A 14,687-nucleotide genomic window follows, 5' to 3' on the forward strand; every position below is an offset into this window, starting at 1 on the left:
GAGGGCACGCACGGCTGGTGCCAGCCTAGCCAGCCAGGCGACGCAGCGCCGCGACGACCGTGTCGTGGTCGGTCGTCGGCCACAACGGGGGCATCGACCTGGTGAGGAACGTGCCGTAGCGCGCGGTGTGCAGGCGCGGGTCGAGGACCGCGACGACGCCACGGTCGCTCGTCGCACGCACGAGCCGTCCAGCGCCCTGCGCGAGCAGGAGCGCGGCGTGCGTCGCGGACACCTGCATGAAGCCGTTGCCCCCGGCAGCGGCGACGGCCTCGGTCCGCGCGGAGCGCACGGGGTCGTCAGGGCGCGGGAACGGGATGCGGTCGATCAGGACCAGGCTGCAGGCCGGGCCGGGGACGTCGACCCCCTGCCACAGCGAGAGCGTGCCGAAGAGGCACGCCTCCTCGTCCTCGGCGAACTGCTTGACGAGCGTCGGGAGCTGGTCGTCGCCCTGGCAGAGGATCGGCACGTCGAGACGCTCCCGCATCGCTTCAGCAACGGCGTCGGCGGCCCTGCGCGACGAGAACAGCCCGAGCGTGCGGCCGCCCGCGGCCTCGATGAGCTCGGCGACGGCGTCGAGCTGTGCATCGGTCGCGGGCTCGCGCCCGGGCGCGGGCAGGTGCTTCGCGATGTAGAGGATCCCCTGCTTGGCGTAGTCGAAGGGCGTACCGACGTCGATGCCGGACCAGCCCCGGACCGACGGCGCTGCGGAGGGCTCGACGCCGAGGGTGCCCTCGCCGCGCGCGCTCGTCCCAGGCTCGGCTCCAGCAGGGCCGAGCAGCCCGAGCGACCGGGCCACCGGCTCGAACGTCCCGCCGAGGCTCAGGGTCGCGGACGTGAAGATCCCCGTGCGCTCGGTGAGCAGGTGCGTCCGGACGAGCCCCGAGACGTTGAGCGGCGCGCTGTGCAGCCGCGTGATGCCCGACGCGTCCCACCCGCCGTCGGCGGAGCTGCGTGCGCTCCAGAGGACGTCGTGACCTGTCGGGTCGGCGGCCATACCTTCGGCGACCTCGAACAGGACGAGCATCGCGGCCTGGGCGATCTTGGCACCGCCGTCGGTCGCGTCCTTCTCCCCTGCGGCTGGCTTGAGCGCGGTGACGAGCTCGCGGGCTGCGTCGCGTACGTGGGCGACGGCGGCGCGCACGCCGTCGGGCAGGCCGTGCGGGAAGCGCCCCTCGGGCAGGTCCATGAGGGCGGCGCCGAGATCGGCGGCGGCGCGGTCGAGGTCGGGGGTCGGAAGCCCTGCGTGCCGACGCGCGAGCCGCGCGGCAGCCTCGATGGAGGCCGCGGACAGCTCGGCAGTGGACTGGCTGGTGATGCGGTCGGCGAGCTCGTGCGCCTCGTCGACGACGAGCACCGCGTGCTCGGGGAGCACGTGCGTGCTACCCGATGCGGCGATGCCGAGCATGGCGTGGTTGGTCACGACGACGTCGGCCTCACGCGTCTGCGCGCGCGCCCGCTCGGGGAAGCACTCCGAGAGCAGCGGGCACTTCTGCCCGAGGCACTCGAGCGAGGTGACCGACACCTGCCGCCAGGCGCGGTCCGAGACGCCGGGCACGAGGTCGTCGCGGTCGCCGGTGTCCGTCTCCTCGGCCCATGCTCGCAGCCGGAGCACCTCGGCGCCGAGCCGTCGCACGGGCGACGCGTCGGCGCCGGAGGTGTCGGTCTCGATGCTGCGCGGTTCGTCGCCCGGCAGGTCGAAGAGCGTGGCGCCGGGCTCGTCCGACGGGTACCCGCCCGCGAGCCGGTGCTTGCACAGATAGTTGTGCCATCCCTTGAGGAGCGCGATCGCCGGCTTGCGCGGCAGGTGCGGGGCGAGCGCGTCGACGACGAGCGGCAGGTCGCGCGTGAGCACCTGGCGTTGGAGCGCGAGGGTCGCGGTCGAGACGACGACGCGCTCGTCCTCCTCGACGGCGTGCGCGACGACCGGGACGAGGTAGCCGAGCGACTTCCCGGTTCCTGTGCCTGCCTGGACAAGCAGGTGCTCGCCCGTCGCGATCGACGTCGCAACCGCGCGGGCCATGTCCTGCTGCCCGTGACGGACGCTGCCTCCGAGCGCCTCGACGGCGGCACCCAGGAGCGTGATCGCGGTGTCTGCGGCCCGCTCCGCGGCTCCCCGGCCGGCGTAGTCGTCGGTCGTGGGCGTGTCGGTCACCGGCACATCCTACGTGGGAGGGACGGCCCCGGACGGGCTGTCCTCAGGCGAGCGACACCGTCTTGAGCTCGGTAGCGAGGCCCTCCGCGGCGCGACCGCGCAGCAACGTGCCCTGGGCCGTGTGCTCCTCGTGGTCGATCTCACCCTCGAGGTGCATGCGGTTGACGAGGTCTCCACGCGTGTACGGGACGACGACCTCGACGCTGACGTCCGGGCGCGGCAACGCGTCAGCGATCAGCTCGAGGAGCGCGTCGATGCCCTCGCCCGTGTGCGCCGAGACGACGATCGTCGAGCGCTCCCGGCCACGGATGCGGGTGATGACCTCGGGGTCGGCGACGTCGGCCTTGTTGAGGACGATCACCTCGGGGACGTTCTCGACTCCGGGAATCTCGGCGAGCACCTCGCGCACCGCGGAGATCTGCCCCTCGGGGTCGGGGTGGGACGCGTCGACGACGTGCAGGAGCAGGTCGGCCTCGCCGACCTCCTCGAGCGTCGACCGGAACGCCTCGATGAGCTGGTGCGGGAGCGCCCGGACGAAGCCGACCGTGTCGGCGAGCGTGTAGACGCGTCCGTCGGCGGTCTGCGCGCGGCGGACGGTCGGGTCGAGGGTCGCGAAGAGCGCATTCTCGACGAGGACTCCCGCGCCCGTGAGCGCGTTGAGCAGGCTCGACTTGCCGGCGTTCGTGTAGCCGGCGATCGCGACGGCCGGGATCGCGTTCCGGCGGCGCGTCGCCCGCTTCGTCACGCGTGCGGGCGCCATCGCGGCGATCTCGCGGCGCAGCTTGGCCATGCGGTCACGGATACGACGACGGTCGAGCTCGATCTTGGTCTCGCCGGGACCGCGCGAGCCCATGCCTGCTCCGGCGCCGCCGACCTGCCCACCGGCCTGCCGGGACATCGACTCGCCCCAGCCACGCAGGCGCGGCAGCAGGTACTCGAGCTGTGCGAGCTCGACCTGCGCCTTGCCCTCCCGGGACTTGGCGTGCTGCGCGAAGATGTCGAGGATCAGGGCGGTGCGGTCGACGACCTTGATCTTGATGATGTCCTCGAGCGCTCGACGCTGGGAGGGAGCGAGGTCGCCGTCGACGATGACCGTGTCCGCGCCGACCGCCGCGACGATGCCCGCGAGCTCGGCAGCCTTGCCCGAGCCGAGGTACGTCGAGGGGTCGGGCGTCTGCCTGCGCTGGAGGAGGCCGTCGAGGACCTGCGAGCCGGCGGTCTCGGCGAGGGCTGCGAGCTCGCGCAGCGACACCTCGGCGTCAGCGGTGCTGCCGCCCGAGTAGACGCCGACGAGCACGACCTTCTCGAGCCGCAGCTGGCGGTACTCGACCTCGGTGACGTCCTCGAGCTCGGTCGAGAGTCCGACGACGCGCTTGAGGGCGCTGCGCTCGACCAGGTCGAGCTGGTCGCCGTCCGCCGAGGTGTGGACCGTACCTCCCGCGTCGAGCGCGGTGCCCGCCCGAGCCAGCACCCGCGCGACGACGTCGTCGGCGATGTCACGCTCCTCGCGGGGCGTGGGCTCCAGGGTGGGGTGCGTCATGTGGTGCCTTCCTTGCCGGGGGTTCCGGGCGCTGCGTCGTCGACGGCGCCGCCCCTCCAGGGTCCCACGGCCGTGAGGCACGAGCGAGAGATTTCACGCAGGGCGTGAGCGGCGCCGGCGGTCGGGCACGGTCCTGGGCCGGTGCGTGTCGCCGTAGGCTACTGAGGCTGGACAGCCGTCATCGACCCGCAGGAGAGCTCGACGTGAGCAACGACCACTACTTCACGGCGCAGCCCGCGTCGAAGGACGAGCGCCGGCTCGTGAGCGTCCGCCTGGACGGCCGTGACGTCGAGATCGAGACTGCGGGCGGGATCTTCTCCCCCGGTCGCCTCGACCTCGGTACGCAGGTGCTGCTCCGCTCGGTGCCGGAGCCTCCGCAGCGCGGGAACCTGCTCGACGTCGGGTGCGGCTGGGGTCCCGTCGCCCTGACCCTCGCGCTCCAGGCGCCCGAGGCGACCGTGTGGGCGGTCGACGTCAACGAGCGTGCGCTCGACCTCACGCGCCGCAACGCGGCGCGTCTCGGTCTCGACAACGTCGTCGCGCGCCGGCCCGAGGACGTGCCCGCCGACGTCCGCTTCGCGACGCTGTGGTCGAACCCTCCGATCCGCGTGGGCAAGGACGTGCTGCACGGCCTCCTGCGGACGTGGCTCCCGCGGCTCGAGCCTGGCGCTGAGGGCTACCTGGTGGTCCAGCGGAACCTCGGCGCGGACTCGTTGCAGGCGTGGATCGACGCCGAGGTCGCGCCGGGGACGAGCAAGGCCGCCTCGGCCAAGGGCTTCCGCGTCCTGCGGGTGCCCGGACCTGCGTCCTGACGTATCACCGCCGCCCGACGGCACCTCGGTGCGACGCGTCGCCGGGCGACAGAAGTTCACCCCGCCGTCCCCGGACCTCGGCGCGCCAGCGTCAGAGGCCGTCGCTAGTGTGGGCGCGTCGCTCAGGCGAACGTCCGCACCGCACCCGCACGGGAGCACGACGAGGGAGATCAGATGGGGTTCTTCACCAAGCCAGCAGGAGCAGTCGCGACCGGGTCCAACACGCCCGTGACCCGCGAGCGCGTCGCCGCGATCCTCGAGGCCGCTGACTGGAACATCGGGGTGGACGGGGACGGCGACGTGTTCGGCACGTGGGACGGCCACCTCTTCTACTTCTTCCTCCTCGGCGAGCGCGACGAGATCCTCCAGGTGAGGGGGCGGTGGGCGGGTGACGCCCCGGCCGGCGCCCAGGCGGAGCTCCTGCCGTTCCTCGACGAGCACCACCGCGACCGCCTCTGGCCCAAGGTCTACACGCGGGAGGAGTCAGAGAGCACCGGTGTCTACGCCGAGATGTCGACCGACCTCGAGTTCGGGGTCGCGGACGACCAGCTCGAACAGCTCCTCAAGTGCGCGCTCTTCACGAGCCTGCAGCTCTTCGACCGGCTCGCCGAGGCGTTCCCGCAGTGGGCGCCGGCGGACGCGGAGTGACCGGCTCGGCGTCGGCGGAGGCCTCGAGCGAGACGGCTGCGTTCCAGGTCGACCTGCACGGCATGGTCGACCTGCTCGCCCGGCACCTGTACTCGAGCCCTCGCGTCTACCTGCGCGAGCTCCTCCAGAACGGTGTCGACGCGCTGACCGCGCGCGCCATGCACGAGGGGGTGCCAGAGCGTGCAGGAGCGATCTTCCTGACGCCGTGCGCTGACGGTTCCCTCGAGGTGCGCGACGACGGGATCGGGCTCACCCGTGCCGAGGCGGTCGAGCTGCTCGCCACGATCGGCCGGTCCTCCAAGCGTGACGCCGACCTCGGCGCGGCTCGGAGCGAGTACCTGGGGCAGTTCGGCATCGGTCTGCTCTCAGCGTTCATGGTTGCCGACGAGATCGAGCTCGTGTCGCGCTCGGCTCGAGACCCGCACGCGCCGGCGATCCGCTGGCGCGGGTTCGCCGACGGGCGCTACGAGCTGACGGCGATCCGCTCCGACGACCCGGACGTCCCGGGCGGCGGCGGGAGCCTCGTGCGCCTACGCCCTCGGCGGGACATGGAGCACTGGCTGTCCGTCGAGACCGTGACGGCCCTCGCGACCGACGTCGGCGGGCTGCTGCCGGTGCCTGTCCTCGTCACGACGGAGCTCGAGGACGGATCGGGTACCGTCCGCCGCCGCGTGAGCGCAGCTCGGCTGCCGTGGTCCCGGCACAGCGCCACGGACCGCGAGCGCGACGCGGCGCTCGTCGACCATGCGGAGCGGACGCTCGGTTTCACGCCGCTCGCCCGGATCGACCTCGACCTCCCGCTCGCCGGGCTCACCGGTGTCGCATACGTGCTGCCGTCTGCCATCGCGCCGACGAGCACGCCCCAGCATCGCGTCTACCTGCGCCGCATGCTGCTGTCGGCATCGATCCCGGACCTGTTGCCGCCGTGGGCGTTCTTCGTGCGGTGCGTCGTCGACGTGGGCGCGCTGCGCCCGACCGCCTCCCGCGAGGGGCTCTACGACGACGAGGTTCTCCTTGCGACCCGGGAGGCCCTCGGGCGCCAGGTGCGTGCGTGGCTCCTCGAGACTCTCGCCGAGGGGTCGCCGCTCGCGACGGCGTTCCTCCGCACGCACCACCTCGCGGTGCGGGCGCTCGCGCTGCAGGACGACGAGATGCTCGACGTCGCTGCGCGCGTCCTGCCGTTCGAGTCCACACGAGGCCCGATGACGCTCGCGGCCGCTGCCGAGGCCCTCGACGGCGCGCCCCTGCTGTACACGACGGACCTCGAGGAGTTCCGCCGTCTCGCGCCGGTGGCGAGCGCGCAGGACGTGCTCATCGTCAACGGCGGCTACGTCTACGACGGAGACCTCCTCGACCGCGTCGCGCGCCGCTTCCCGGCGTGGCGCGCGGCGCGGGTCCGGGCGGAGGACGTCGCGCACGAGCTCGAGGAGGTCGCGCCGGTGCGTGAGCTCGAGGTCGCGGACGCCTTGCGTGACGCGTCGGCAGCGCTCCACGAGGCGGGGTGCGACGTCGTGCTGCGGCGCTTCGAGCCCGTCACGCTCCCTGCTGTCCTGCTGCGTGACGCCGAGGGCGACCACGCCCGTGAGGCGCAGCGGACGGCTGAGTCGGCTGACGACGTCTGGGGCGGGATCGTCGCGGGGCTCACGGCGCCCGCTCCACCGCGCCGGCTCGTCCTCAACGACGCCAATCCGACCGTCCGTGCCCTGCTCGCCGGGACGGCGGGACCGGTGCGCGACGCGGGCACCCACGCGCTCTACGTCACGAGCCTGCTGTCGTCGGGCCGCCCTCTCCACGACGCCGAGGCACGCCTGCTCGACGGCGCTCTCACGACGCTTCTCGACAGTGCGTTGCACACCGCACCAGACCAGACCACGCAGGACGACCGGGAGGACAACCCGTGACCAGGACGAGCCAGGAAGCCGAGGCAGCCCTCGGTCGCACGAACGCGCTGCCGTACGGCGTCGCAAGGACCGCCGCGACGCTGGCCGAGGTCGAGCGGATCGAGGCGGAAGGGCCCGACGAGGTCCGCGCCTACGCGTACACGTCCCTCGTCGACGCCTACGTGTGGGGAGGCGACGTCGCGAAGGCGTACGTCCCGTTCACGCGTGCGCTGCGCCTCTACGACGAGCGCCCCGACCTGTTCGACGCCTACGACTCGCACGCCCTGTTCTGGTCGTTCAAGTGGATGGTCGGGCACCTGTCCGACTTCCCCGAGATCTCGGTCGCCCAGATCACGTCGACGCTCGAGGACATGGCGCGGCGGTTCGCGGTAGCCGGCCACGGGATGAACGCCGTCGAGCTCAGCCGGTTCCAGTGGGCGCGAGCCCGCGGCGCCGCCCCTGAGGAGGTCGCGGCAGCCTACGAGACCTGGGTCGCCACGCCGCGCGACGACTACTCGCAGTGCGAGGCGTGCGAGCCGGGAGACCGGGCCGCCTACCTCTTCGAGGTGGGGCGCCGGGACGAGGGCATCCGCCTGCTCGAGACGGTGCTGACGGGGTCGCCCTCGTGCGCGACAGAGCCGGGCGACATGCTCTCGCACCTCCAGCTGGCCTACCTCGACGCGGGCGACGCGGACGCTGTCGTCCGCACGCACCGCCGCGGCCTGCGCCACCTCGACGGGGAGACGACTCTCGACGCGCCGACGGCGCGGCACGTCGAGCTGCTCGCCCGCACCGGCAACCACGGCCGCGCGCTCCGCATGCTCGAGAAGGTCGCGGGGGCGCTGCTCGAGGCGGACTCCCCGGGCGAGCGGCTGAGCGTCCTCACGCACGTCGGCGTCGGCGTCCGCGTCATCGCCATGGCCGAGCCGTCGACCCCGGTCTCGCTGCCCGGGGTCCCGGCGTCCTCGGTCGACGAGCTCGCGGCGTGGATCGACGCCGAGGCTCGCGAGCTCGCTCGAGCCTTCGACGCGCGCAACGGCAACGACGCTGCCTCCGCCAGGCTCGCCCGCTCCCGCGACAGGGACGTGCGGACGCTCCGGGTGGACCTCGACGTCCTGTCGACCAGCGCCGCACCCCACGAGCACGGCCCGGCCCAGACCGGGTCAGCAGAGCCCGGCAGCGAGAGTGCCGACAGCCTCGACAACGCCCACACGCTCCTCGCGCAGGCCGAGTCGCTCGTGGCCGACGACCGGGTCGCGGCCGCGCGGGTCTACGCCCAGGCGTCCGCCCTCGCCGAGGCCGAGGGAGACCTCGAGACAGCAGGGCTCGCGCTGGCCGAGGCCGCTCAGCTCGCGGCGCTCGAGGACGACGCCGTCGGCGCGACCGGTGCGTTCCGACGCGCTCTCGCGCTCCTGAGGGCAGGCGGCGCCGCCCCCCGCACCGCGGGCCCCGTCGCGCGGGCCGCCGCGGCCGTCGCCCCGGAACGCGGAGACCAGGAAGCCGTGCTCCAGTTCGTCGACCGTGTCCTCATCGAGATCGCGGGCCAGCAGCCCGACGAGCCGGCACCGGGGCACGGCACGAGCCTCACCGCTCGTGACAGCGCACAGCTCGCGCTCGAGGCCGCCGAGCTGCGGGACACCAGGGCGCGCCTGCTCGCGACGCTCGGGAACCTCGATGAGGCAGCGGAGATCGCGGAGGACGTCGCCGCCGAGATGGCCGGGCTCGGTCGCACGGGTGACGCCGCCCACGCCTTCTGGCTCGCTGGCCGGTGCCGGGCGCAGAGCGACCCGGAGGCTGCGGTCGCCCTGCTCGAGTCAGCCGTGGAGGGTTTCACCATGATCCGTGGCGAACGGTCCAGCCGGGGCGCGGCGTCGGACGAGCTCGTCGAGCTCCTCACCGCCCTCGGTCGCGAGGACGACGCCGCCGCGGTGCTGAGCAGGCTGATGGCGACCTGACCAGCCCGCCGTCACGCGGGTTCGGAGGTCAGCCCCGCCCGCAGCTCGGCCAGGTCGACGTGCCCGTGCGCGACGAGCACCGCCGGTCCCGCGAGCTCGACGCGCTGGTCCGGCAGCATCCGGACCCGCACCCTCCCGCCAGGGACGTCGACGAACCACGTGCTCGGCGCACCCGCGCCGGCCCACGCCGCGACCGCGAGCGCAGCCGCGCATGCGCCGGTGCCGCACGACCGCGTCTCGCCCACGCCACGCTCGTGGACGCGCATGCGCACGGGCCCGACGGTCGTACCGCCGCCGTCGTGCGTCTCCGCGCGCGGCACCACGTACTCGACGTTCGTCCCGGCGGGCGGCACCGGCGCGACCTCGGGGATGCTGGTGAGGTCGAGCCCGTCCAGCTCGGCGTCCGTCGCGAGCGCGACGACCGTGTGCGGGTTGCCCATGTCGACGCTCAGCGCGACCCGTACGCCGTCGAGCCCCGTCGTGCGCACCTGCGCGTCGTAGCCGTCGGCGAGCGCCTGCGTCCCGCCCGTGAGGCGCCACTCCCCCATCTCGACCGCGTACTGGTCGCCCTCGCGCCGGACGCGACGCACTCCGGCGCGCGTGCCGATCGCGAGCGCGCGCCCGTCCGCGAGGTCCGCGAGGCCGAGGTGCTCGAGGAAACGCACGAAGACGCGCACGCCGTTGCCGCACATCTCGGCGATCGAACCGTCGGCGTTGCGGTAGTCCATGAACCACTGCGCGTCCGGGGCGTCCGCGAGCGCGGCGCGTCCCTCCGGGAGAGCGGAGCTCGGCACGACGCGGATGAGGCCGTCGCCCCCGATGCCGGCACGACGGTCGGTCAGGGCGCGGACGTCGTCGGGCGTCAGCGCGAGCTGGTCGTCCGGATCGGCGACGAGGACGAAGTCGTTCTGCGTCCCGTGCCCCTTGGAGAAGGCCAGCTGCTGCGTCATGAGCCCAGGGTACGGCGCACCGGGACGGTCAGGTCGACAGGGTCCAGCGTCCCGGCGTCCGCTCTCTCGACCACAGCGAGCGCCTGCTCGACGACGTCCGGCGCCTGCGCGTCGAGCCACACGATCCGCGGGTCACGCCCGAACCAACCCATCTGCTTGCGGGTGAGCCGTCGGGTCGCGGCGACCGTGCGCTCCTGCGCTTCGGCCTCGTCGATCTCGCCGTCCAGCATCGCGAGGACCTCCGCGTAGCCGACGGCGCGGCTCGCGGTGCGGCCCATGCCGCGCCCGCGCAGGGCGCGGACCTCGTCGACGAGACCGTCACGCCACATGCGCTCGACCCGGGCCGCGACGCGTGCGTCGAGCGCAGCACGGTCGTGGTCGAGCCCGATCTGCACGGTCGGCCGGACGTGCTCCTGGACCGGGAGGTGCGCGCTGAACGGCTCGCCCGTGATCTCGATGACCTCGAGCGCGCGCACGATCCGCTTGGTGTTGCCGGCACCGATGTTCGCTGCGGCCTGGGGGTCGCGTCGGGCCAGCTCGTCGTGGAGGGGGCGCGTCCCCTCCACCTCGGCCCGGCGCTCGAGCGCGGCGCGCACGCCGGGGTCGGTCGGGGGGAACTCGATGTGGTCGAGCAGCGCCCGCACGTACAGGCCAGAGCCGCCAGCGACGACAGGCCGCCCCCCACGTCCGAGGATGCGGGCGACGTCCGCACGCGCCTCGCGCTGGAACGCCGCGACAGACGCCTCCTCGGACGGGTCGATCACGTCGAGCTGGTGGTGGACGACGCCGCGGCGCTGCTCGACAGGCACCTTCGCAGTACCGACGTCCATGCCGCGGTAGAGCTGGAACGCGTCCGCGTTGACCACCTCGCCCTGGACGCCGTCGCTCGGGGCGAGCCTCAGCGCGAGCTCGATCGCCAGGTCGGACTTGCCCGTCGCCGTCGGCCCCACCACCGCGACGACGACGCGTCCGGCGGCGTCGCTCCCGGATTCCCGCCCGTTCGTCCTCAACACCCCGACACGGTACCCGAGGGTAGGGTGGCGATCATGCCCTTCTGGACGCGCGACTCCCGCCGCGGGCCGTCCGAGGAGCCCGACAGCGCAGGTCAGGACGCCTCGGCCGGTCCCACCCTGTCTCCGCTCGACCTTCCGGACGAGCACCCGACCACGACCGATCCCACCGTCTTCCCGCGACCGCTCACGATCGAACGCGTCGCAGCCGACCTGCGCCGACGGGGTGCCGGGTTCTCGGTCGCTGAACGGACCGGCGAGCTGACCGCCCTGTGGGGGACGCGCTCGTTCGTCCTGTCCACGCTCGGTGAGCCGCCCACGATCCTCCAGGTGCGCGGCCAGTGGAACCGTGAGGCGTCGATCGACCACCTCGACGAGATCCTGACGTTCTGCAACGAGTGGAACATGCAGCGCTTCTGGCCCAAGTGCTACGCCCAGGTCCGGGACGACGGCGCTGTCATGGTCCGCGCGGAGAACGCCCAGGACCTTCACGAGGGGGTCAACGACGCCCAGCTCGCGCAGCTCGTCAGCTCTGCCTTCGCCACGACCGCGACGTTCTTCGCCGGGCTCGACGCGCGGTTCCCCGACCCGCTCCTCGAGGCGGGGTCATGAGGGGGCTCCCGTTCCGGCGTCGGGCGGACGAGCCGCAGGCGTCGGGGCCCGTCCCGATCCCGCTCACGCGCGCACGCATCGCGGCATACCTGGACAGCGAAGGCTACAAGCACGTCATGGACGACGACGGCGACCTCGCCGCGAGCTGGAACGGAAACCCGTTCTGGCTCATCGTCTCGGGTGAGCGGGAGGAGGTGCTCCAGGTACGGGGCCGCTGGGCGACCACGCTCCCCCTCGCCGCCCGCGCCTCTCTCCTGCACGTCATCAACGGCTGGAACCGGGACCGCTTCTGGCCCAAGGCCTATGTCCGCGACGAGGGCGGCCTGCTCGCGGTCTACGGCGAGTGGTCGATCGACCTTGCTCACGGCGTCACGGACGAGCAGCTCGGCAGGTCCGTCCTGACGGGGCTGGCGACCACGCTCCAGCTGTTCGAGCACGTCGCAGCGACTCTGCCGCCGTCCGACTCACCTGACGCGGACTGAGGCCGCGCGGCGCCTGAGCGCGACGACGTCAGGCGCGACGGATCATCGGCAGCCCGAGCGTGACCGGTCCACCCGACGCGGGGGCCGAGCCGTGCGAGTGGTCGTCCCCGCCCAGCCCCAGACGGGCGCGCTCGCGCGCGACCCACGCGTCACCGGCGCGCGTCCTGCGCACCTCGTAGACGTCGTCGACCTCGCTGCGGTCCGCGACCAGGTGGTGCGGTGCCGTGCGGGTCACGCGAGCGACGACGAGGTCGCCCGGGCGCGGGAGGCGTGGGTCCACGGCCTCCGCGAGGCGCGCGTCCGCGCCGCCGGCCTCACCCACGACGCGAGCGACGCCGTCAGGCAGTGCGACGTGCACGAGCCGGTTGTCGCGGGCACGGCCCGTGACGCGGTGCGACGCGTCGTCCTTGCGGCCGGCACCCTCTCCGACGAGCACCTCGACGACGCGGCCGAGCTGGCGCGCCGACTCCTCCTCGCTGATCCGGTCCTGGAGCGCCACGAGCCGTTCGAAACGCTCCTGGACGACCTCCTTCGGAAGCTGGTCCGGGAGCTCGGCTGCGGGCGTGCCGGGGCGCGGCGAGTACTGGAACGTGAACGCGTTCGTGAACCGTGCGGCCTCGACGACGCGGAGCGTCTCGAGGAAGTCCTCCTCCGTCTCCCCCGGGAAGCCGACGATGATGTCGGTGCTCACGGCGGCGTCGGGAAGCTGCGCGCGCACCTTGTCGAGGATCGCGAGGAACTTCTCCGAGCGGTACGAACGGCGCATCGCACGGAGGACCCGGTCGGAGCCCGACTGCAGCGGGAAGTGCAGCTGCGGCATGACGTTGTGCGTCTGGGCCATCGCGTCGATCACGTCGTCCGTGAACGCGGCGGGGTGCGGGCTCGTGAAGCGCACGCGCTCGAGCCCCTCGATCTGTCCGCACGCACGCAGCAGCTTCGCGAAGGCACCGCGGTCGCCGAACTCGACACCGTACGAGTTGACGTTCTGGCCGAGGAGCGTGACCTCGATCGCGCCCTGCGCGACGAGCGCCTCGACCTCCGCAAGGACCTGCCCCGGGCGACGGTCGCGCTCCTTGCCGCGCAGGTGCGGCACGATGCAGAAGGTGCACGTGTTGTTGCAGCCGACACTGATCGACACCCAGCCCGCATACACAGACTCGCGGCGCGTCGGGAGCGTCGACGGGAACACCTGGAGCGACTCGGCGATCTCGACCTGAGCCTTCTCGTTGTGCCGGGCCCGCTCGAGCAGGACCGGCAGCGCGTCGAGGTTGTGCGTCCCGAAGACGACGTCGACCCACGGCGCCCGGTCCACGATGCCCGCGCGGTCCTTCTGCGCGAGACAACCACCCACGGCGATCTGCATGCCCGGGCGCTCGCGCTTCATCTCGGCGAGCTGGCCGAGGTTGCCGTACAGCTTGCTCGCTGCGTTCTCGCGGACGGCGCACGTGTTGATGACGACGACGTCAGCGCGGCTGGCAGCCTCGTCGGCCGCGGAGGCCCGGACATAGCCTGCCTGCTCGAGCATCCCGGCCATGTGCTCGGAGTCGTGCACGTTCATCTGGCAGCCGAGGGTGCGCACCGCATAGGTGCGTGCGGCGGCAGCGGACGCGTCGACGTCGGGCAGGGCGGGGGTCTGGGTACGTGTGGACATCCCTCCCAGTTTACGGCGCCAACGAGCCGCTCCCGGCACCCTCGCGCAGCGGCCGTCCGACGCATGAGACCTGCGTCCATGACCCGATCGATACCTCTTCGTGACCTGTCTGGGTGGCGCGCCCGACCGTCAGTACCTACGGTAGGGAAATGGTGGACAACGGCACAACACCGGCAAGTCGGCATGCACCCGGCACTGACGGGCAGTCCCCGCGCGAGTCGACCGGGCCGCTCGTCGAGCTGATCGACGTCAACAAGCACTTCGGCGACCTCCACGTCCTGCAGGACATCAACCTCGAGGTCCGGCGCGGCGAGGTCGTCGTCATCATCGGCCCCTCAGGCTCGGGCAAGTCGACCCTGTGCCGCACGATCAACCGCCTCGAGACGATCGACTCGGGCACCATCCGCGTCGACGGCAAGGTCCTCCCGGAAGAGGGGAAGGAGCTCGCCCGCCTGCGCGCCGACGTCGGCATGGTCTTCCAGTCCTTCAACCTCTTCGCCCACCGGTCCGTCCTCGACAACGTGACCCTCGGCCCCATCAAGGCCCGTGGTGTGTCGAAGAGCGACGCCCAGACGCAGGCGCTCGCCCTCCTCGAGCGCGTGGGCGTGCAGAACCAGGCGCAGAAGCTCCCCGCGGCACTGTCCGGCGGCCAGCAGCAGCGCGTCGCGATCGCCCGCTCCCTGGCCATGAGCCCCAAGGTCATGCTGTTCGACGAGCCGACCTCCGCGCTCGACCCCGAGATGATCAACGAGGTCCTCGACGTCATGGTCGCTCTCGCGAAGGACGGCATGACGATGATCGTCGTCACCCACGAGATGGGCTTCGCCCGCCGCGCCGCCGACCGCGTCGTCTTCATGGCGGACGGCCAGATCGCCGAAGAGGCAGACCCCGAGACGTTCTTCACGGCGCCCCGCACGGACCGCGCCCGCGACTTCCTGTCCAAGATCCTCACCCACTGACCCCCGCCCCACCGCGGCGGGAGACGAGACCCTGGA

General features: G+C 72.8%; 12 protein-coding genes. 7 read left to right on the top strand and 5 right to left on the bottom strand.

What is annotated here, in order from left to right; translation table 11 throughout:
• Positions 1-25 precede the first annotated feature (25 nt).
• Together HF995_RS00400 and hflX are read right to left on the bottom strand one after the other, a co-directional pair.
• The gene (locus tag HF995_RS00400; RefSeq protein WP_434060828.1) at positions 26-2,152 is read right to left on the bottom strand and encodes an ATP-dependent DNA helicase; all 2,127 of its coding nucleotides are present in this window, start codon (positions 2,150-2,152) and stop codon (positions 26-28) included.
• Positions 2,153-2,195: 43 nt separating this feature from the next.
• Positions 2,196-3,692: a GTPase HflX gene (gene hflX, locus HF995_RS00405; RefSeq protein ID WP_168445876.1), complete on the bottom strand. Its 1,497-nt coding sequence runs from the start codon at positions 3,690-3,692 to the stop codon at positions 2,196-2,198.
• 203 nt (positions 3,693-3,895) lie between these two features.
• Here hflX and HF995_RS00410 point away from each other — a divergent pair, with 203 nt between their 5' ends.
• The 4 genes from HF995_RS00410 (at position 3,896) to HF995_RS13995 (ending at position 8,987) form a co-directional block, all read left to right on the top strand.
• Positions 3,896-4,504, top strand: coding sequence for a class I SAM-dependent methyltransferase (locus HF995_RS00410; protein WP_168445877.1), 609 nt, complete (start codon positions 3,896-3,898; stop codon positions 4,502-4,504).
• A gap of 174 nt (positions 4,505-4,678) precedes the next feature.
• On the top strand, positions 4,679-5,152 hold the full coding sequence (locus HF995_RS00415; RefSeq protein ID WP_168445878.1) for a type III secretion system chaperone family protein: 474 nt from the start codon (positions 4,679-4,681) through the stop codon (positions 5,150-5,152).
• Positions 5,149-7,053, top strand: coding sequence for an HSP90 family protein (locus HF995_RS00420; protein WP_350308670.1), 1,905 nt, complete (start codon positions 5,149-5,151; stop codon positions 7,051-7,053). Before HF995_RS00415 ends, HF995_RS00420 begins: the two co-directional genes overlap by 4 nt.
• Positions 7,050-8,987 carry a hypothetical protein gene (locus HF995_RS13995; protein ID WP_168445879.1) on the top strand — a complete coding sequence of 646 codons (1,938 nt, stop codon included), beginning with the start codon at positions 7,050-7,052 and terminating at the stop codon, positions 8,985-8,987. Before HF995_RS00420 ends, HF995_RS13995 begins: the two co-directional genes overlap by 4 nt.
• A gap of 11 nt (positions 8,988-8,998) precedes the next feature.
• On the opposite strand, the gene dapF is transcribed toward HF995_RS13995, so the two are convergent.
• Positions 8,999-9,937, bottom strand: coding sequence for a diaminopimelate epimerase (gene dapF, locus HF995_RS00430; protein WP_168445880.1), 939 nt, complete (start codon positions 9,935-9,937; stop codon positions 8,999-9,001).
• On the bottom strand, positions 9,934-10,950 hold the full coding sequence (gene miaA / locus HF995_RS00435; protein ID WP_350308671.1) for a tRNA (adenosine(37)-N6)-dimethylallyltransferase MiaA: 1,017 nt from the start codon (positions 10,948-10,950) through the stop codon (positions 9,934-9,936). Before miaA ends, dapF begins: the two co-directional genes overlap by 4 nt.
• Before the next feature lie 33 nt (positions 10,951-10,983).
• On the opposite strand from miaA, the gene HF995_RS00440 reads away from it, so the two are divergent.
• Together HF995_RS00440 and HF995_RS00445 are read left to right on the top strand one after the other, a co-directional pair.
• Positions 10,984-11,559: a type III secretion system chaperone family protein gene (locus tag HF995_RS00440; protein WP_168445881.1), complete on the top strand. Its 576-nt coding sequence runs from the start codon at positions 10,984-10,986 to the stop codon at positions 11,557-11,559.
• Positions 11,556-12,041, top strand: a complete 486-nt coding sequence (locus tag HF995_RS00445) for a YbjN domain-containing protein (protein WP_168445882.1) — start codon at positions 11,556-11,558, stop codon at positions 12,039-12,041. Before HF995_RS00440 ends, HF995_RS00445 begins: the two co-directional genes overlap by 4 nt.
• Before the next feature lie 28 nt (positions 12,042-12,069).
• Here the strand turns inward: HF995_RS00445 and miaB are convergent, their stop codons facing one another.
• On the bottom strand, positions 12,070-13,692 hold the full coding sequence (gene miaB / locus HF995_RS00450) for a tRNA (N6-isopentenyl adenosine(37)-C2)-methylthiotransferase MiaB (RefSeq protein ID WP_168445883.1): 1,623 nt from the start codon (positions 13,690-13,692) through the stop codon (positions 12,070-12,072).
• 149 nt (positions 13,693-13,841) lie between these two features.
• Between miaB and HF995_RS00455 the strand changes: the two genes are divergently transcribed.
• The gene (locus tag HF995_RS00455; protein WP_168445884.1) at positions 13,842-14,651 is read left to right on the top strand and encodes an amino acid ABC transporter ATP-binding protein; all 810 of its coding nucleotides are present in this window, start codon (positions 13,842-13,844) and stop codon (positions 14,649-14,651) included.
• Positions 14,652-14,687 lie beyond the last annotated feature (36 nt).

The sequence above is a fragment of the Sanguibacter hominis ATCC BAA-789 genome (assembly GCF_012396185.1).
Lineage (GTDB): Bacteria > Actinomycetota > Actinomycetes > Actinomycetales > Cellulomonadaceae > Flavimobilis > Flavimobilis hominis.